The 17,146-nt window shown below is 70.5% G+C and carries 13 protein-coding genes and 2 pseudogenes; 4 read left to right on the forward strand and 11 right to left on the reverse strand.

Features of this window, described 5'->3' with window-relative positions:
• Nucleotides 1-61: 61 nt before the first annotated feature.
• Together ACZ303_RS24760 and ACZ303_RS24765 are read left to right on the forward strand one after the other, a co-directional pair.
• Entirely contained in the window at nt 62-1,039 is a 978-nt protein-coding gene (locus tag ACZ303_RS24760; protein ID WP_467342472.1) for a hypothetical protein, read from the forward strand.
• A 38-nt stretch (nt 1,040-1,077) separates the two neighbouring features.
• Nucleotides 1,078-1,845: a hypothetical protein gene (locus tag ACZ303_RS24765; protein WP_467342473.1), complete on the forward strand. Its 768-nt coding sequence runs from the start codon at nt 1,078-1,080 to the stop codon at nt 1,843-1,845.
• A gap of 46 nt (nt 1,846-1,891) precedes the next feature.
• On the opposite strand, the gene ACZ303_RS24770 is transcribed toward ACZ303_RS24765, so the two are convergent.
• Nucleotides 1,892-2,209 (reverse strand): hypothetical protein, encoded by a 318-nt coding sequence (locus tag ACZ303_RS24770; protein ID WP_467342475.1) that lies wholly within the window; start codon nt 2,207-2,209, stop codon nt 1,892-1,894.
• 161 nt (nt 2,210-2,370) lie between these two features.
• Here ACZ303_RS24770 and ACZ303_RS24775 point away from each other — a divergent pair, with 161 nt between their 5' ends.
• Nucleotides 2,371-3,312, forward strand: coding sequence for a zinc metalloprotease (locus tag ACZ303_RS24775; protein WP_467342477.1), 942 nt, complete (start codon nt 2,371-2,373; stop codon nt 3,310-3,312).
• A gap of 34 nt (nt 3,313-3,346) precedes the next feature.
• Here ACZ303_RS24775 and ACZ303_RS24780 read toward each other — a convergent pair whose 3' ends face one another.
• From ACZ303_RS24780 to ACZ303_RS24795, 4 genes are all read right to left on the reverse strand, one after another.
• Nucleotides 3,347-3,838, reverse strand: a complete 492-nt coding sequence (locus tag ACZ303_RS24780) for a hypothetical protein (RefSeq protein WP_467342478.1) — start codon at nt 3,836-3,838, stop codon at nt 3,347-3,349.
• The gene (locus ACZ303_RS24785; protein WP_467342479.1) at nt 3,835-6,312 is read right to left on the reverse strand and encodes a molybdopterin oxidoreductase family protein; all 2,478 of its coding nucleotides are present in this window, start codon (nt 6,310-6,312) and stop codon (nt 3,835-3,837) included. Before ACZ303_RS24785 ends, ACZ303_RS24780 begins: the two co-directional genes overlap by 4 nt.
• Before the next feature lie 217 nt (nt 6,313-6,529).
• A complete protein-coding gene (locus ACZ303_RS24790; protein ID WP_467342480.1) occupies nt 6,530-9,928 on the reverse strand; it encodes a hypothetical protein in 3,399 nt (1,132 codons plus the stop codon).
• A 167-nt stretch (nt 9,929-10,095) separates the two neighbouring features.
• Nucleotides 10,096-11,331 carry a glycosyltransferase gene (locus ACZ303_RS24795; RefSeq protein ID WP_467342481.1) on the reverse strand — a complete coding sequence of 412 codons (1,236 nt, stop codon included), beginning with the start codon at nt 11,329-11,331 and terminating at the stop codon, nt 10,096-10,098.
• Between the two features lie 740 nt (nt 11,332-12,071).
• On the opposite strand from ACZ303_RS24795, the gene ACZ303_RS24800 reads away from it, so the two are divergent.
• Nucleotides 12,072-12,377, forward strand: a complete 306-nt coding sequence (locus tag ACZ303_RS24800; protein WP_467342483.1) for a hypothetical protein — start codon at nt 12,072-12,074, stop codon at nt 12,375-12,377.
• 243 nt (nt 12,378-12,620) lie between these two features.
• On the opposite strand, the pseudogene ACZ303_RS24805 reads toward ACZ303_RS24800, so the two are convergent.
• From ACZ303_RS24805 to ACZ303_RS24830, 6 genes and pseudogenes are all read right to left on the reverse strand, one after another.
• Nucleotides 12,621-13,791, reverse strand: a pseudogene (locus ACZ303_RS24805) (GTP-binding protein).
• 5 nt (nt 13,792-13,796) lie between these two features.
• Nucleotides 13,797-13,967 carry a 50S ribosomal protein L32 gene (gene rpmF / locus ACZ303_RS24810; RefSeq protein WP_467342485.1) on the reverse strand — a complete coding sequence of 57 codons (171 nt, stop codon included), beginning with the start codon at nt 13,965-13,967 and terminating at the stop codon, nt 13,797-13,799.
• Nucleotides 13,968-14,484: 517 nt separating this feature from the next.
• The gene (locus ACZ303_RS24815) at nt 14,485-15,330 is read right to left on the reverse strand and encodes a methyltransferase domain-containing protein (protein WP_467342676.1); all 846 of its coding nucleotides are present in this window, start codon (nt 15,328-15,330) and stop codon (nt 14,485-14,487) included.
• A gap of 521 nt (nt 15,331-15,851) precedes the next feature.
• Nucleotides 15,852-16,092, reverse strand: a pseudogene (locus ACZ303_RS24820) (IS5/IS1182 family transposase); the annotation flags it as partial.
• A 109-nt stretch (nt 16,093-16,201) separates the two neighbouring features.
• Entirely contained in the window at nt 16,202-16,483 is a 282-nt protein-coding gene (locus tag ACZ303_RS24825; RefSeq protein WP_467342487.1) for a hypothetical protein, read from the reverse strand.
• A gap of 177 nt (nt 16,484-16,660) precedes the next feature.
• The gene (locus tag ACZ303_RS24830) at nt 16,661-16,867 is read right to left on the reverse strand and encodes a DUF6896 domain-containing protein (protein ID WP_467342489.1); all 207 of its coding nucleotides are present in this window, start codon (nt 16,865-16,867) and stop codon (nt 16,661-16,663) included.
• Nucleotides 16,868-17,146 lie beyond the last annotated feature (279 nt).

Consider the following 17,146-nt stretch of genomic DNA (forward strand, 5'->3'; position numbering starts at 1 on the left):
GCGCCCCGCTCGCCTCTCGGGCGGGGCACGTCCATGTCCACGAGCGGAGGAGGCCCGGCCCATGACCGGTTCCGTTGTCCACGGCATTCACGGCGGTCGTCCGGCACAGGGGGCCGTGCTGCTGGGAACGGCCATTCTCCTGCTGTCCACGGGGTGTTCCTCCGACCCGCCGACCCGCGATGCCGCCATCCCGTCGATCCCTTCCGTGGTCGAACTCACCACGGCGGTCTCGCACCCGCTGCCCATCGACTCGTATCTCCTGTCGAACGAGCAGTGGGAACGGCTGGACAAGGCGCGGGACACCCTCGTCGAACGCTGTATGGCCCGTTTCGGATTCCGCTATCGCCCCGCCCCCGCCCCCGCCGAATTCCGGCCGAGGACCCGGACCGAGTTCCGATACGGCACCACGGACGCGGCCGCTGCCGCCCGCTACGGATTCGCCCCGCCCGGCAGCCCCCGCAGCGGCACCCCGCCGACCGCCCCCGCCCCCTCCCCCGGCCCCCTTTCCGGCCGGACGACCCTGGTTCTCGGCGGTACGGACGACCCCGGGGTCAAGCCCGGCTCCACGGGCGCCAGGGGCGGCCAACACGTCAACGGCCGCACGGTCCCGGCCGGCGGGTGCATCGGGGAGTCGCTGCGCGGCCTCCACGCCGACAACGCCGAGACCGGCGGCGACGCGCCGCTCGCCAACCGCATCAACTCCGACGGCTACGACCGCTCCCGGCGGGACCCGCGTGTCACCGCCGCCTTCGCGAAGTGGTCACGCTGCATGAAGGACCGCGGCTTCGCCTACCCCGACCCGATCAGCGCCGGTGACGACCCGGCCTGGCGCACCCCCACCGCGAGCGGACGGGAGAAGGCCGTGGCCACCGCCGACGCGGTCTGCAAGAAGGAGCACAATGTGGTGGGCGTCTGGTATTCCGTCGACGCCGCTTACCAGCGGCAGGAGATCGAACGGAACGCCGGGGCGCTCGCCGGGATCAAGGCGGCCCTCGCCGAGCGGCAGCGCCTGGCCCTCGCGGCCCTCGAATCCTCCTGAGGGATGCGGGCCGGGTATCCCCATGCGATAAAGGAAATATGGCGGATGCACTGAAGAACGCCGACGTCGAGGTCAAGGTGATCCTGTCCGACGAGGCGGCCGAGTCCGCGTGCCGGCAGCTCGGGCTGGAGGCCGACGACGGCAAGGGCCTCACGATCTACTTCTGGGACGCCCCGCGGGCGAATGGCGACGACATCCGTCTTCCGCTGTCGGAGGCGGGAGTCACGGTCCGGCTGCGAAAGGCCGTGAAGGGCGATGCGGACGACCTGACCGTGAAACTGCGGCCGTGTGTCCCAGAACTCCTGCCTGCCGACTGGCGGGAGAATCGTGACGGGAAGGACTGGGAGTTCAAGATCGAGGAGGACTGGACCGGCCGCAACCGCGTCTGGGCGGCCTCGCTGAAGGTGGAGGACGACTTCGAGCGGCCCACCGGCGACGGAGAAAACGGGGACGGGGACTCGCGTCGGCCGCCGCTGACCCGGGACCAGCGGGAGCTGCTGGCGAGCACCGAGGTCACCGACGACGACCTGGACGAGCTCGTGCCGCTCGGCCCGGTCGAGGCCATCAAGTGGAAGCCCTCCCGACGCGACCTGATCCACCCGCTCGCCGCGGAATTCTGGAGCGTCGACGACTCCGGACCGCGATTCCTGGAGCTGTCGCTCCGGGCGCGTCCCGCGGAAGCCTCCGGTGCACAGGACTTGCTGGAGCGGACCCTCCTCGACCTGGGTCTCCAGCCTCCCTCACCCCAGACGTCCAAGACCCGCAGCGTCCTCACCGCCCTGGCCCGCGCGCACCTGACCCGATAGCGGAAGCGGGACCGGGCAGGGCGGGGGCCCTGTTCGTGCGGTCGGTTCAGGAAGTACGCGCCTTCAACAATTCACCGTCGCACCACAGGATCTCGAGTCGGCGGTCGGGCCGGTCCGTACCGGGAAAGCTGATGGTGAGCGACCGTCCGTCCGCCGTCGACCAGCGGCCCAGGACGGTGCCCGGCACATCGGCACCGCCGATGGGGTGGTCGATATAGGCGCCGTCCGCGACGATCTCCATTCCCCTGCGGCCGCGAGCGGGCGGGAGCGGGTGGCCGGCCGGACGGTAGACGGTCACGCCCTCGGCGTCCTCCTCGTAGGAGTGGGTCCACTGCTGGAACAGTTCGGCGGGCAGCTCGCTCATCGTCCCGGCCCTTCCCTCCGATGCATCTTTTGCCCGGATTTGCAAGAGATGCTAGCCTTTTCGTGGATTATCCAGCATGTATCACGATGAATCATTACCGGAATACGGTAATTCCTCACCCGGTCACAGCCGCGTCCCACGGCCGAACCTGGAGGTGTGACATGCCCACGAATGACTCCGCTCCCGCCCGTCGGGGCTGCGGCACGATGCCGGTGCATCATCTGCTGATGGCCGAGGACCCGGCGTACGCCGCGGCCCGTGTCCGGATCGAGAACCAGGCCTTCGCCTACGAAACCGGCGCCGAGGCGACGGCGCGTGTCGGCCTGACCCACATCCCCGTCGTCGTGCACGTGGTGTTCAACACCGCCGCGCAGAACATCGACGAGGAACAGATCACCAGCCAGATCGACGTACTGAACAAGGACTTCCGAGCCGACAATCCGGATATCGAGCAGGTACCGCCGGTCTGGAAACCGCTCGTGGCCGACAGCCGCATCGAGTTCCACCTCGCTACGGAGGACCCGGACGGACAGCCCACCGACGGCATCACGCGTACACAGACCCAGACCACGAAATTCAACATCCGGACCAACGACGTCAAATCGGCGGCGAGCGGCGGCCACAAGGCATGGCCCGCCGACCGCTACCTCAACCTCTGGGTCTGCCCGCGCATCTTCGACCCCAGGGACGACAACGAAATACTCGGCTACGCCCAGTTCCCCGGCGGTCCCGCGAAAACGGACGGGGTGGTCATCGGCCACCAGTTCTTCGGTACGACCGGCACCGTCTCCGCCCCCTACAACCTCGGGCGCACGGCGACCCACGAGGTGGGGCACTGGCTCAACCTGCTGCACATCTGGGGCGACGACGGCGACGGCTGCAACGGCAGTGACTTTGTCGCCGACACCCCGAACTCCGGCGGCCCCAACTTCCGCGTCCCGCACTTCCCCAAGCTGACGTGCGGCAATGGTCCCGACGGCGACATGTTCGTCAACTACATGGACTACACCGACGACAAGGGCATGTTCATGTTCACCAAGGGCCAGGTCGCCCGCATGGAGGCCGCCCTCGACAGCGACCGGTCGTCCTTCAACGGCGCCTGACGCCCGACAGGTCCTCGCCCTGGTCGGCGCGGCGTCAGACGCTCGACAGCACCTGCGGTGCGAGGTTCTTGATCATGGTGTTGGTCCAGCGGATCTGCCGGAGCGTTTCCGGGTGGCAGGACGAGGCGGTCTCCAGGAGCCGGTTGTCCCTGGTGGCTTGCGCGGCTTGGGCGAGCATCTCCCAGTGGACCGAGTTGCCGGAGGCGGAGAGGTAGAGGTCGCGCAGATCGTGCAGGAGGAGGAGTCCCGGTTCGGGGCGTCGGCCGAGGGCTTCGGCCGTCTTCTCGCGCACGGTGGCCAGGATGCCGGGGGGCGCCTGGCCATCGGGTCCGGCGAGATCGAGACCGTAGTGCCGGGCGGTGTCGGCGAGCCGGGCCACGTGCTCACGGGACCAGCGGGCGAGGTCGGTGGCCACGTGGTGGATCTCGTGCTCGGTACGGTGGCGCTGAACCGCCGCGAGCAGGTCCCTCTCCAGAGACCGCTCACCGTGGTGCAGCGCGCGCAGCGTCAAGGTGATGCCCTTCACGGTCGGCCCTCCTCCACGGCCCCGGCCGTCGTGTGGACGGCGTACGCGTCGGGGCCGCCGGTCGTGGGCGGGACGCTGCCGGGTACGGCCGGTGCGGACGCGGTGGTGGTCGGCGCGGGGGCGGGGGTGCCGTCGCCGCGTTCGACGAGGGCGATCCGGGCGGCGGCGGTCTTGAACAGCGGTTGCTTGGAGGCGGGGTCCCAGTCGGTGACGGTGGTCTCGTTCGCCGCGCGCCCGGCGCCCTCGGACGGGCGGTGGCCCCCGGGCGTGTCCCAGTAGCCGTAGTGAAAGGGCAGGAAGACCGTGCCGTCGCGCATGGCGGTGACCCGCAGCCGGCCGCGGACGGCGCCGCGAGCGGTGGTCACCTCCACCACGTCGCCCTCGCCGAGCCCCCGCGTCGCGGCCTCGGCGGCGGAGAGCTCCACCCACACCTCGGGGGCGGCGGCGTTCAGTTGCGGGGCACGGCCGGTTTTCGTACGGGTGTGGAAGTGGTAGAGCGTGCGGCCGGTGATGAGCTGGAGGGGAAAGTCCGGTGAGGTGTCCTCATGCGGGGGCAGGTAGCCGGCGGCTTTGAGGACGGCCTTGCCGTCGGGGTTGAGGGAGCGGTACTCGACCGGTTCGACGGAGGCGCCGGTGACCAGGTCCTTGCCGTAGCTCTCGCACACGTCGGGGTGGGCCCAGGTGATGCCGCCGGTGTAGAGGCGCTCGGTGCCCTGCGGGGCCTGCTCGTTGCAGGGCCACTGGATGCCGCTGCCGCCGCGCAGCTTCTCGTAGGTCAGGCCGGTGTAGTCGCACGGGCGGCCCGCGCTGCACCGCTTCCACGCCTCGAACGCCGATTCCGCGTCCCGCCAGGTGATCAGCGGGCCGCCGTCCTTGTCGCGGAAGTCCATGCGGGCGGCGTAGTCGAGGAAGATGTCCAGGTCGGGCCGGGCCCCGCCGGGCGGGTCGACGGCCTTGTCGGACAGGTGCACCGTGCGGTCGGCGTTGGTGAAGGTTCCGGTCTTCTCGCCCCAGGTGGCGGCCGGCAGCACGACGTCGGCCAGCTGCGCGGTCTCCGTCAGGAACAGGTCCTGGACGACGACGAACAGGCGCTCTTGGGCGAGGATCCGCCGGATCCGGGCGAGTTCGGGCAGGGAGACGGCCGGGTTGGTGCCGCTGATCCACAGCATCCGCACGGAGCCCTGCTCGGCGTAGCGGAAGATCTGCATGGCATGGGTGGGAGGCGCGTAGTGCGGGATGCTCTCCGGCGTCACGTTCCACACCTTCGCCAGGTCGGCGACGTGCGCGTCGTTCTGCCAGTTCCGGAAGCCGGGCAGGTCGCCGTCGGCGCCGCACTCGCGGGTGTTCTGAGCGGTGGGCTGGCCGTTCATCTGCAGTACGCCGCAGCCGGGGCGGCCCAGCATGCCGCGCAGCAGGTGCAGGTTGTTGACCTGCACGGCCGCGGCGGTGGCCTGGTGCGACTGGTAGACCCCCTGCAGAACCGTCGACAGCAGCCGCTCGGCACCGCCGATGACCTCGGCGGCCCGCTCGATCTCCGGCGCCGGCACGTCGCAGATCCGCGCCGCCCACGCCGGGTCGCACTTCTCCACGCGGGCCGCCAGTTCGTCGAAGCCCACCGTGTGCGCCCGTACGTACGCCTCGTCGACGCGGCCCCTGCGGATGGTCTCGTGCAGCAGGGCGTTCAGCAGCGCGACGTTGGTCCCCGCCCGGGGCGCCAGATGGACCGTGGCGCGGCGGGCGACGGGGGTGGGCCGGGGGTCCACGCAGACCAGACGGGGCGGTGCGCTTCCCGCGAGGCGGTCCAGGACCCGCATCCACAGCACCGGCTGTGTCTCCGCCATGTTGTGCCCGAACAGCGCGATGACGTCGGCGTGATCGACGTCCGCGTACGAACCGGGCTGGCCGTCGCAACCGAACGTCTCCTTCAGCGCCTCCGCGGCGGTCGCCGTGCACAGGCGGGTGTTGCCGTCCAGGTGATTGGTACCGATGCCGGCCCGGGCGATGACTGCCAGGGTGTAGTACTCCTCCAGGAAGAGCTGGCCGGTGGTGTAGAAACCGAGCGAACCCGGCCCCCGCTGCTCCAGCAGCTCCTTCGACCCGGCCACGACCCGGCCCATGGCCGTGTCCCAGTCGGATTCCACGAGCCGCCCACCGTCGCGGACCAGCGGCCGGGTGAGTCGGTCCGGGGACGCGTTGGCCTGCCAGCCGAAGAGGTCCTTGGGGCCCAGCCGACCGCGGTTGACCCGGTCCCCCGCACGCCCCCGCACCCCCACGATCCGGTTCCCCGCCACCGCGATGTCCATCGCGTCACCGTTGGAGTGCAGAATCGACGCCGACCGCACCCACCGCTCGACGTCCCCGGGCGCCAGGCCCTCCCGCAAATGCGTGTCGGTGCGGGCCGGCCAGGCACTGCCCGGTCCGTACGGCGTACGCACACCCCAAGGCTCGGCGATCCGATCCGTCATGGCTTCCACAGCCACACACCTCTACCAGGTCCGGCGTCCGCGCCACGCGTACCCGCGACCGCACATGGGCACGCCTCACCCGCACAGCTCCACGGCCCGCACCCACGGGGGTGCGATGCGGCGGATCCTGCGGCCGGTGCACATGTCCGAGATGTGCCGACCGGGCGACGGCACCCACGGCAGGCCGCTGAGGGCCCGTCCGGGCCCTCAGCGCAGTCGGTGACGGTCACTCATAGGCCGTGACCAGGGCGAACGCCTCCTCACGGACGTCCGGGTGGGCATGCCGGCGCAGTGCGCGTACATGTTCGCGCCAGGGCGACGCCCAATCGGCTCGGTCGCCACCGACCTCGGTGAGGGCGACCGCGAACAGTCCGGCGGCGTAACCCCCGTCGTCGACCAGTGTCCGTGCCGCGTGGGCGAACGCCTCGGCGTCGCCGTTCCGCGACCGCAGGGCCCGGCGGAGGTGGGCGGCCGTAGGGGCGGCGAGCGCCGGGCGGCCTTCGTGCACCTCGGCCAAGTGCGTCAGTGCGGCTGTCAGCGTGTCCGCCCCGGCGTCCGGATCGAAGGTGTGGAGGAGCATCCGCACCGCGAGGGAGGTGAAGTCCGGGTGGCCCGCGAGCAGATCGGCGATCTCGCGGGCGACCGGCGCGCTGACGCGGGCGCGTCGGGTGCTGTACGGGGTGAGGATGTCGACCATGTGCTCGACCCGTCGGCGGGCCGGGCGGTCGCGGTCGGTGGCCGCGTCGGGCGTGCCCGCGCGGGCGTCGGCGGCGATCAGCGCGGCGAGCGTCTCCATGAGGGGAGCCACGTCCGGTGTGCCGGTGGGGGGATCGGTGGCCATGGCGCAGAGCGCCCCGGCGGCCGTCGACCAGGTGTCGCGGTTCTCCAGGTCGGTGACGGCGGCGGCCAGGGTTCCGGGCTCGGGCCCGATCCGGCCCGACCATTCGGCCAGCGCCCGGTATCCGTGGAGGACGACCTCGCGGTCGTCGGAACGGCACAGGGCGGCGACCAGCCGGGCGTAGCGGTGGCGGTGGTGCTCCGGCACGTCGGGCGACCGGACCCCGAGCACCGCCACTCGCTCCTCGCGCCGTCCGGCGGCCGCCGTCTCCACCGTCTCCCAGGCCTCTTCGCATGCCAGCAGCCCCGTCGTGAGCGCCAGACAGACGGCCCGCACGTCCTGGTGACGGGAATGGGCGTACACGTCCCGGAGCAGGACCGCGGCCTCCCGCACGGGAAGCAGGGCCGCCGCGATCCGCGCCGCTTCCTCCTGGCTGGTCACCCGCGTGTCGCCCCCGTCGAGCAGCGGCGGGCGCAGAGCCCCGGCCAGTACGGAGGGCGGGACGTGGCGCGCCGCGCGCCGTGCCGCGGCCATCGCGATCCTGGAGCGGCTCCCCTCTGCGTGGGCGAGCAGCGTGGACAGGTGCTCGTGCGGACGCTCCGTCCTGGCCAGCGCGGCGAGCGCGGCCTCGGCGACCGCCGTGTTCCCGGAGGCGGCGTGCCGCAGCAGGATCCCGGTCCCGTTCCCCGGGAGCCACGCGGCCGGCGCGACCGCCCGTGCGCGCAGGCCATCGGGGAGCCGGGTGTCGTCGGCGACGCGGGCCAACGAGCGGGCCGCCATGGCCTGCTGACGTGGCAGCCAACGGCGTGCCGCCCGGCCGACGGGCGGCAGCCAGGGGTCGCCCTCGGGCAGGAGGCGCCCGTACGGGGGTGTGTCGCCGAGGACGAGGTCCAGCAGATCCGTACGGCGGTACGCCAGCGTGCGGCCGATGGACGGCAGGGTGGCGAAGGAGGCGTCGAGGGTGAGGAGTGCGGCCAGCCGTTCGTCGTGCGTCCTCGGGTCGCGCAGCCATAGGACGGCCGCCTTGCCCGCGGTGTCCTGATCGCCGTCGCGGACCGCTCGCCACAGGAGGTCCTGCAGGCCCTGAACCGCGTACGCGCGCTCGCCGAGGCGCGAGGCCAGCGCGAGGACGTCCGTGAAGTCCGCGGCCCGCGCACGCGCTTCCAGTTCGGGGCGCAGCGCCTCGAACGCCTCGTGTTCACGCCCGTGCCGCACGGCGAAGGGCCGCGGTGGCGCGGTGTCCGGGAGCCGCTTCAGGGTGCGCAGCGCCCAGTCCTTCAGCTCCCCGCGGCCGGCCCCGCCCCCGAGCCCCGCCACGTCCGCGTCACGCAGCAGGGACACGGCCAGGCCGCCCAGTGCGTGGCGGCTGTCCCACGAACAGTCGGCGGCCTCCAGCGCGTCGGCCGCGAGACGTTCCAGGTGAGGTGCCGCCTCCTCGGCGAACAGCGCGGAGGGGATGGCGGCGATCGCGTACAGGGCGCGCCCGCGTACGAGTTCCTGTTCCTCACGCAGCCCTGTGCAGCGGGCGAGCCGGTCGGTGACGACGGAAGGGTCGCCCGAGCGGGCGGCATTGAGGAACAGAAGCCGGTACCCCTCCGCCCGTTCCCTCTCCGCCGGGTCACGGGTCGCGGTCCACAGCTCCTCCCCCGCTTCCGCGGGCGGCAGATACGCGACGCATTCCAGGACCGTACGCCACCGGGCTCCGCGACGTGCCCGGTCGGCCATCCGCCGAGCCTCGGCCTCGCGCCGCACCCTGGGAAGAGAGGCGAGAACGCGCTCGGGCGGCAGGGACGGTTCCGCGTCCCGTCCGGCCATCGCGGTGTCGAAGCAGTCGGCCCGGCGGGAGGGCGGCAGCTGGTACAGAAGGCGGGCGAACGCGCGCTCGTCATGGCTCACGGCCCGGGCGAACACGGCGAGTTCCGGCGGGTCCCCGCGGACGAGGGTGCGCAGCGCGGACAGCGTCAGCGTGAGACGTTCCGCCGGTTCGCGCCGCGGCGCGAGCAGCAGCCGGACCGTGCGGCCCGGGTCCGCGGTCATCAGGCCGCCGAGGGCGTCGCGGAGGGGCCAGGGCAGCGGCCCATGGCACAGGCGCTCCAGCAGATCGAACACCCGCTCAGGCGCATGGGCGACGGCCGCCGCCACGCACGCCCCGTGCGACTGCCACCAGTCCTGCCGCCGTGCTTCCGGCTCGGCGGTGAGCCGGCGTTCCACCTCGTCGAGGACGACGTCGACGTGACGGCGGGTGAGCGCCGCCCACTTGCGGACGGAGGGGAGTCCCGTGACGTCAGGGAAGAGCTCGGGCAGCAGTTCCGCGACGGTGCCGGGCCCGCACGCGGGCAGCAGCCCGGCCGCCTCCACCTCGCCCCAGCGCGCGCGGAGGGGCCGCACGAGGGCGTCGGCGAGCGCCGTGCGCCGTCCGGTGACGACGGCGCCTATCAGCTCTCGCCGTACGACGGCGGGCGCGTCGTCGAACGCCTCCACCACGGCGGTGTCCGGGACGATGCCCGCGCGCACGGCGGACACGGCCTGGCGGCGTACGTACGGATCGGGGTCGGTCAGCCGCGTCCGCAACCAGTCGGCGTCAGCGGCCGCCCGGGCGGCCACACCCGCGAGGCCCCGCTCGTACCCGCCGCGTCCCGCCAGCTCGGCCAGCACCGCGGCCAATCCTCCGGCCGCGCTCAGTTCCCTTGCGTGGAGGGCCATGCGCCGGACGCGGCGGGGGTGGGGCAACGGATCGAGGGCGGCGAGCAGCTCGTCGACGCTTGCCGCCACGGATATATCGCTCATGAGGGGATTCTCATGGACGCGGCTCCTTTCGCCCCAGTGCTTTTCCTTGACGGCGCGTGCGTCCGGCGGCTGTCCTGTAGGAGCGTGGCAGTGCCCGGCGCTGTGCCGGCGCCGCCGCCGTTGAACCACTCGGTCGTCGGGTGCCTGGTTCGACGATTCCGCGTGGTTCACGCGGACACGGGCGCCCTTTCCTGGCCGGCTGCGTCGAGCAGCAGTTTCGCGGCCACTGTCGCCCCGTCGGTGCGGATCGTGCCGGCCACGGCCCGCGCCCGTGCTCGGGTCTCGGGCGTCAGGGCCGTGGTGAGCGCGGCGGACAGGGAGTCGAAGGTCGGCGTCGGGCCGTGGTGAGCCGAGCCGATGCCCAGCTCGGCCACTCGGGCGGCCCAGTACGGCTGGTCCGCGATCCGGGGGACGACCACCTGAGGTGCGCCGGCCCGGGCGGCCGTCGTCGTGGTGCCCGCGCCGCCGTGGTGCACGACGGCGGCCACCCGGCGGAACAGTGCCTGCTGGTTGACCTCGCCGACGACGAAGCAGTCGTCGACGTCGTCGATCGGGGCCAGGCCGGCCCAGCCGCGGGCGAGGAGTACGCGGCGGCCTTGCGCGCGGATCGCTTCAATGGCCACCCGGGCGATGTCCTTCGGGGCGTGTGCGGCCATGCTGCCGAAGCCCACGTACACCGGCGGTGCGCCGGCGTCCAGGAACGCCTCCAACTCTTGCGGAAGTGGACGGTCGTCGGGCAGGATCCACGCCCCGGTCTGGACGACGTCGAGGTCCGTCATGCCCTGCGACGGACACAGCGTCGCGTCTGCCGCCAGCCACGGCTGGTCGGTGAAGACGTGGTCACGGACGTTGTCCACCGGCGGCAGGCCGATCGCCGCCCGATGGCTGTTGAGCGCCTCGCCGTACAACGCGTTCACCCTCTGGGCGTCCTGCTCCCACAGCACCCGGTTGTCGGTCTCGTCCTGCGGAGACGGCTTGCCCGGCCGCCTCCCCGGAGGGAAATGCCGCGACGGCAGTCCGAAGATGTGGAAGCACGCGAGCACGTAGCGGATGCCCAGTTTCTCGGCCACGTCCCGTGCGCCGGCCGGCATCAGGCCGGTCGCCAGCAACGCGTCACATCCCTCGGCCGCCGCGGTGAGCGTCTCGAACCGCGCGGCGACCAGCTCCGGAGCGAGCCGGAACGCGTCTTCCGCCGTCGGCGGCTTCGTTCCGGCGACCACCGAGCGCACCGTCGGGCCGAGCGGGATCAGCGGTACACCGACACGCGCCAGCAGCGCCGCGAACTCCTCGTCCGGCGGCGCGCACACCCGCACCTCCGCGCCGAGTTCCCGCAACCCCACCGCCAGCCCCGCCAGCGGTTCGACGTCTCCGCGCGACCCCCATGTCGTCAGCAACACTCGCACTTCGCATCCCCATTCCCGCAGGTTGTGGCTTTCGGCCGCCGATTCTGCGGTACGACCTGGGTCTTGCCGCAAGCCCCCTGGTGGGTTATAAGTTGAGAGTGGCAAGGAGTGGCATCTCCTTGCCTTTGCTTTTGCCTCTTGTCGTCCGCTGTGGCCGGACAGCCTCCTGGCGCAACACCACGACCACTCATGCGTGGCTGCCGCCTCAGAGGCGACGGCGTGCACCATGCCGTGTGCGAGATCCTCCGCCTGCGCAACTTCCACCTCCGACATGCTGAGGGGGTGCGAGTGGCGAAACGACTTCGACCGGCGCATTCTTTAGCTACGTGTCGAGACAGGAGGGCCATCGTGAGCAGCAGAGATTATGAGGAGCTTCCTACAGACAGGGTCGTCACGCTGGAGGAAGCATCCGAACACAAGAGGAACGTCGCGGCTCGCCGAGACGCCAAGCAATGGCACTGGAACGGAAATTGCGGAGACCCATTCCAGGTCGCAACCTTGGCGAATCAAGATCCGGCGCAGGGTGCCGGGGAAGTGATATGCACAGTCAACGGCAGCCTCTTCCCTCTGTGGCTCTACTACTGAAGTAAAGCACCAGAAAAGGCGAAGGGCTCAGCCCAAGAAGGGCTCGACCGCCGTGGAGTGGACGGCGTGACCGCGCACGAGGGCGAAGCTCGGCGCGGTCTGCGCGTTCATACCGATCGCGCGATGAAAGACTGATTCCCAGTGAGGTGGCACCCATGGCGAAGATGACACGCGAGGCTCCGCAAGAGTCGGTGCAAGAGGTAGAAACCTTCAACGTTGAACTGAGTCCGGATGAAAAGTCCGCGTTTCTCGCGGCTCCTGACGAGTTCGCCAAGAAGTTCCTCGAAGACAAGGGACACAAGGTCAACCGAGTCATCATCGACAGGTGCTTCTATCGTGATGGCGATGACGGCGATGACAGCGGGGAAGATTTCCCCTGCCCTGAGCCACTGGTGCTGGTGCATGCGGTAGTGGGGCACTTGACTTCCCACTGGGTGTGGATCTGTAGGCACCCCATCTAAAGTGCTGAACCGTCGGCCAGGCGTGGCGACCGCCTGTCGTTCTGTACAGTCCGCCGATGCTCCCACCGTGTAGTGCACGTACTCGCGGAGCAGGCGGAACCCGCTGGTGGCGCCAGCACGTCCCCGCTCGTCAGTCGGCGAACCATTACCAGCTCCCCGGTCAGCACCCGCACCGGTGCCGCCGAGCGGGATGTACCGGGCCGGGCAGTGCCGTGGCTGCGACCACTGCCCGGCCCGGGGGCCTCAGTCCCGCGTGACGAGCGCGGGGTGCTCGTGCTCGCAGGCGTCGTCGATTCCGTAGGTGTCCCACGCGGGGAACGGCGACCGGGAGGCTTTCGCCGTCCTGCATGAGGCAGCCGGCCAGGGCGGCCCGGAGTTGCTCGGCGCGCAGGCCGGTGCCGATGAAGACCAGCTCCTGGCCCTGCGTACTGTCCGCGTCCGCGTCCCGGGCGCCTGAGGGTTCGAAGCGGGCGACGGAGCCGGCCTGCGACCACAGGCCGGTCACCCGAGGGCGGTCGGCCAGCCAGAAGAAGCCCTTGGAACGCAGGATCCGGCCGTAGGCCCCGCTGTCGAGGCCTTCGGTGACGAACTCCCACAGGCGGACCGGGTGGAACGGCACGTCCGAGCGGAAGACCGTGCTGGAGATGCCGTACTCCTCGGTCTCCGGGACGTGGTCCCCGTTGAGCTCCATGACCCAGCCCGGAGCCTGCTGTGCACGCTCCAGGTCGAACAGTCCGGTCCCGAGGACGTCGCCGAGGGCCACGCGCCCGCGGGTGGCGGCCACGATCCGGGCCGGCGGGTTGAGCCGGCTGAGGGCGGCCCGTAGCCGTTCGGCGCTCTCCGCGTCGACGAGGTCGAGCTTGTTGAGCACGATGACGTCGGCGAACTCGATCTGATCCATCAGCAGGTCGCTGACGGTGCGCTCGTCATCCTCGTACTGGTCGAGCCCGCGCTCCGCGAGCCCGTCCCCTCCTTCCAGTTCCGGCAGGAAATTGGCGGCGTCGACGACCGTCACCATGGTGTCGAGGCGCGCAAGGTCACCGAGGATGGCCCCGTCGTCGCGAGGGAAAGCGAAGGTCGCCGCCACGGGCATCGGTTCGGAGATGCCGCTGGACTCGATCAGGAGATGGTCGAAGCGGTCCTCGCGGGCGAGGCGGTCGACCTCCTCCAGCAGGTCGTCGCGCAGGGTGCAGCAGATGCACCCGTTGGTCATCTCGACCAGGCGCTCCTCGGTCCGCGACAGGGCGGCCTCGCCGCCGCGCACGAGCGCGGCATCGATGTTGATCTCGCTCATGTCATTGACGATGACCGCGACGCGCAGGCCCTCGCGGTTGCTCAGCACGTGGTTGAGCAAGGTGGTCTTGCCGGCTCCGAGGAAGCCGGACAGGACGGTCACGGGCAGTCGTCCGCTCATGCCCGTCAGTCCTCGGGGTGCAGCAGACCGCGCTCGTAGGCCTTGGCCAGGCGCTGCGGCACCAGATGGGCGACGCCGTCGACGGTGACCGGCACGAGCGGCGGTGTGACCGCCTTCCACTGGGCTCGGCGGTGGCGGGTGTTGCTGCGGGACATCTTCCGCTTGGGTACGGCCATGGGTACGGGGGTCCTCTCCGGTCGGTGCGGACCCGACGCTATCTGAAAATGGATCCCATTACCAACTTCACGGTCGGTGACCGGAAAATGCTCATCAACGTCTTGAAACTCAGCATTCCCGCAGCCCAGAGGGTTATCTGGAGGCACTGGTGGTTGTGGTCGGCAGCTGCAAACGGAAAGCCCCCGGGTGGCGGGGGCCGCGGCAAGGCGAACCTGCGGGTGGACCCGGCTTCCGCACGAGGCGGCGGGGCGGTGGTCGGCGATGACGCATCATCACCAGCCGCAGCTGACGCGCGGTCGCCTGACCCAGCGGACGCAGCCGCTGATATTCGGTGTTCCGGCTGTCAAGGCACGTTCTTCCACTCGGATCACGGGGCGTCGAGAACTCCATGATCTTCGGAGCCCGTGCGCGGGCTGGCCCCAGCTCCGGTGACGCGCAGCGCGCACCTGCGCGAGCTGCCTGGCCTCCCTCGACGAACAGCGCTGTGGGCAGGTCGGACAACGCCTGGATCCGCACCTAACCGAGTACCGGCGGGTGCTCGGCTGGACGGCGTCCCCAGGCCGAGATCAGCGGCGCGAGTGTCAGGTCGAGTTCGCCCGCGTGGATGGCGGCCAGGTGCGCGTCGATCTCGGCGTCGTCGGCCAGGCCGGCCGCGAGCAGCTCGCCGCGCACGTGCCGGATGGTCGCCGCCTCCAGCCGGTCGCAGGCCAGCCCGCCGACCGGGAAAGAGCCCGCCGCGGCGACATCTACCAAGCCGGCCTCACGCAATGCCCGCGGCAGTGTCCGGCCGTAGCGCAGGTCCGCGCCGCGGCGCGAAAGCAGCTCCCGGACCGCATCGCGCAGCCGGTTGGCCCGCCGCTGCGCAGGGCCGCTGTCGTCCAGGCATGCCAGTGGCTGCAGAGCGGTATCGGCGTCCTCGACCAGCAGCCAGCCGCCGGGCCGTAGCGCTGCCGCCATCGTGGCCAACGCGCGAGCCCGGTCGGGTACATGGACCAGCACGAGCCGGGCGTGCACCAGATCGAACATCCCCGGCTCCGGGGGCGGATCAGCGGCGACGTCGTGCTGGCGCACCTCGTACCCGTCGCCTGCCTTCAGCCACGACGGGTCGATGTCCGTGGCCAGCACGTGCCCGGTCGGACCGACGGCCGCCGCGAGCGCCTCCGGGATACTGGGGCCACCGGCCCCCACTTCCCAGCAGAGCGAACCAGCCCTGACCCCCAGTCGATCGAAGTGCCCGCGCGTCACACCGTCGAACAGCTCGGCCAGCCAAACGAATCGCTCGCCCGCCTCGGCGCGTGCGTTGTCCAGCAGGTACCCGCGGGCGGGTGCGGGCTCTCCACCGAGCGCGGTAGTCCCGTCCATCGGATCCGGTCGGCCATCGACGTGCGGCGGGCGGGGCGAGGAGGTCATGACTACATGGTCAACCTCTCCAGGCCACCAGCGCCACGACGACGGGAGAGGGATGTCTCACACAGCCAGCGAACCCCCGTACGTCCTACAGCACGGTTCTGCACCGTGACGCGCCGGAAGGGGTACATGCACTCGACCCCCACAGCCAGCGCACCAGGCGCGGGACAGCGCGCTGACCGGACTGTCGGCTACGGCCGGTTCGACCTCTTACCGGACGCCTTCGATCACGACGTAAAGTCGGGGCCAGCGGATCCAGCAGATGTACGTCCCCGTTCATGACGGGTGGTACCTCTTCTCCGGTTCGGGATCCGGGGCTCTCCGGCACTGTCTTACTCCCAGGGCTTCCCACCTGACAGACCCTCATGAACCGGACACCATCCGACTAACTGATCCCTACGTTGTTCTGCGGAGACAGACGCTGGCGGCCCCGTGGAACAATCCCTTCAGCCGCGGGCTCAGGGGAGATGACGTTAGCGGGTGCGAAGTCGTTTGAACCGGTGCTGCCAGGCGAATGCGCGCTCGACCGCCCAGCGCACCTTGCCCAGTCCGGAACCACGGGCGACACCGCGTCGGGCGATCAGCGGTTTGATGCCGCGCTTCCACAGCAAGCGGCGGCACTTGTCGAAGTCGTAGCCGCAGTCGGCATACAGGCGCCGGGACTTGCGGCGGGGGCGTCCCCGCAGGCCCGCGGATCGGTGGGACGGCGTCGAGCAGGGCCACCCGCTCCCACAGGTCGTCCGGAACAAGATCAGCACGCACCCGGATACCCTGCCGACCGAGATCGGCGAGTGCAAGGCTCGCAGGTCAAGTCATGCTGAAACTATCAGTTAGGGAAGACGTACAGGGCTATGGTGGGGGAGCCGATGTCCTTGCAGAATCCGTTGGCCCACCAGCCCTGGGCGACGCCGTACGCCCGACGCGCACCGCAGCGTACTTCCGCATCCGCACGCTCCGCGTTGTTGTTGAAGTAGTAGTAGCTGTCGATTATCAGACGAGAGCCAGTTACGGTCGGCGTCGTGGTGGGCGTGACCGCCTCGGCGACCCCTCCGCTCAGGCCGATTAGCAGCGCCGTTGCGAGACCCAGAGCTGCATTGCGTGCACGCATCGCCCTCTTCTCCCTGTTCTGTGCGGGATGGATGCAGATATTCTCAGACGTTCGCAGGGCGGCCCAGAAGAACAAGGGGTGAGGCTGACTGGAAACACCGAAAGAGAGGCAGGGAACGCCTTCTTGACGGAGGCCATGGGAGCAGGGCCAGTGGGCCAAGCGGGCCGGCCCGGGCGATCAGTTGGCTACCCGCACCTCGGTCAGAAGCGGTTGCAGCGACCGCACTGCGGACCGCAGGTCCTCATCCGTGACATCAACAGTCTCCGGCAGGCTCAGCCCGTACCGGCGTAGCCGCCAGAGGTCGAAGACTCCGCTCCCGTCAGCTGCGAAGCCCACATCGACCTCCGTGCCGTTGTCACTGACGAAGCGGCAGCCTAACCCCATGAACCGTGTAGGAGTAGGCACCGATGTGATCACTCCGGGCTGATCCGGCGCGACCAGGCCAGAACGAGGACATTTGCCAGTCGCTCAAGTGAGGGGATCGCCATCCTCACGGCCACTGCGTAGTGACGCTGCCGCGTAAGCCACTTCGCCGCATATTCGAACCACTACACGGCCCTACGCGGACTCCTCTGTCAGCATGGCGACGCCCTCATCGAGAAGATCGAATCGGGCACCGGCATGCCCATTCACTAGGTTCTTCTGCTTCTTCAGCGGCGCCCA

Source organism: Streptomyces sp. NPDC023527, from assembly GCF_055560115.1.

What these genes read in the sequence shown, in the direction of transcription:
- ACZ303_RS24760 (WP_467342472.1), top strand. Translation starts at nt 62, where the DNA reads ATGACCGGTTCCGTTGTCCACGGCATTCACGGCGGTCGTCCGGCACAG.
- ACZ303_RS24765 (WP_467342473.1), top strand. Translation starts at nt 1,078, where the DNA reads ATGGCGGATGCACTGAAGAACGCCGACGTCGAGGTCAAGGTGATCCTG.
- ACZ303_RS24770 (WP_467342475.1), bottom strand. Translation starts at nt 2,209, where the DNA reads ATGAGCGAGCTGCCCGCCGAACTGTTCCAGCAGTGGACCCACTCCTAC.
- ACZ303_RS24775 (WP_467342477.1), top strand. Translation starts at nt 2,371, where the DNA reads ATGCCCACGAATGACTCCGCTCCCGCCCGTCGGGGCTGCGGCACGATG.
- ACZ303_RS24790 (WP_467342480.1), bottom strand. Translation starts at nt 9,928, where the DNA reads ATGAGCGATATATCCGTGGCGGCAAGCGTCGACGAGCTGCTCGCCGCC.
- ACZ303_RS24800 (WP_467342483.1), top strand. Translation starts at nt 12,072, where the DNA reads ATGGCGAAGATGACACGCGAGGCTCCGCAAGAGTCGGTGCAAGAGGTA.
- rpmF (WP_467342485.1), bottom strand. Translation starts at nt 13,967, where the DNA reads ATGGCCGTACCCAAGCGGAAGATGTCCCGCAGCAACACCCGCCACCGC.
- ACZ303_RS24815 (WP_467342676.1), bottom strand. Translation starts at nt 15,330, where the DNA reads ATGGACGGGACTACCGCGCTCGGTGGAGAGCCCGCACCCGCCCGCGGG.
- ACZ303_RS24825 (WP_467342487.1), bottom strand. Translation starts at nt 16,483, where the DNA reads ATGCGTGCACGCAATGCAGCTCTGGGTCTCGCAACGGCGCTGCTAATC.
- ACZ303_RS24830 (WP_467342489.1), bottom strand. Translation starts at nt 16,867, where the DNA reads ATGGGGTTAGGCTGCCGCTTCGTCAGTGACAACGGCACGGAGGTCGAT.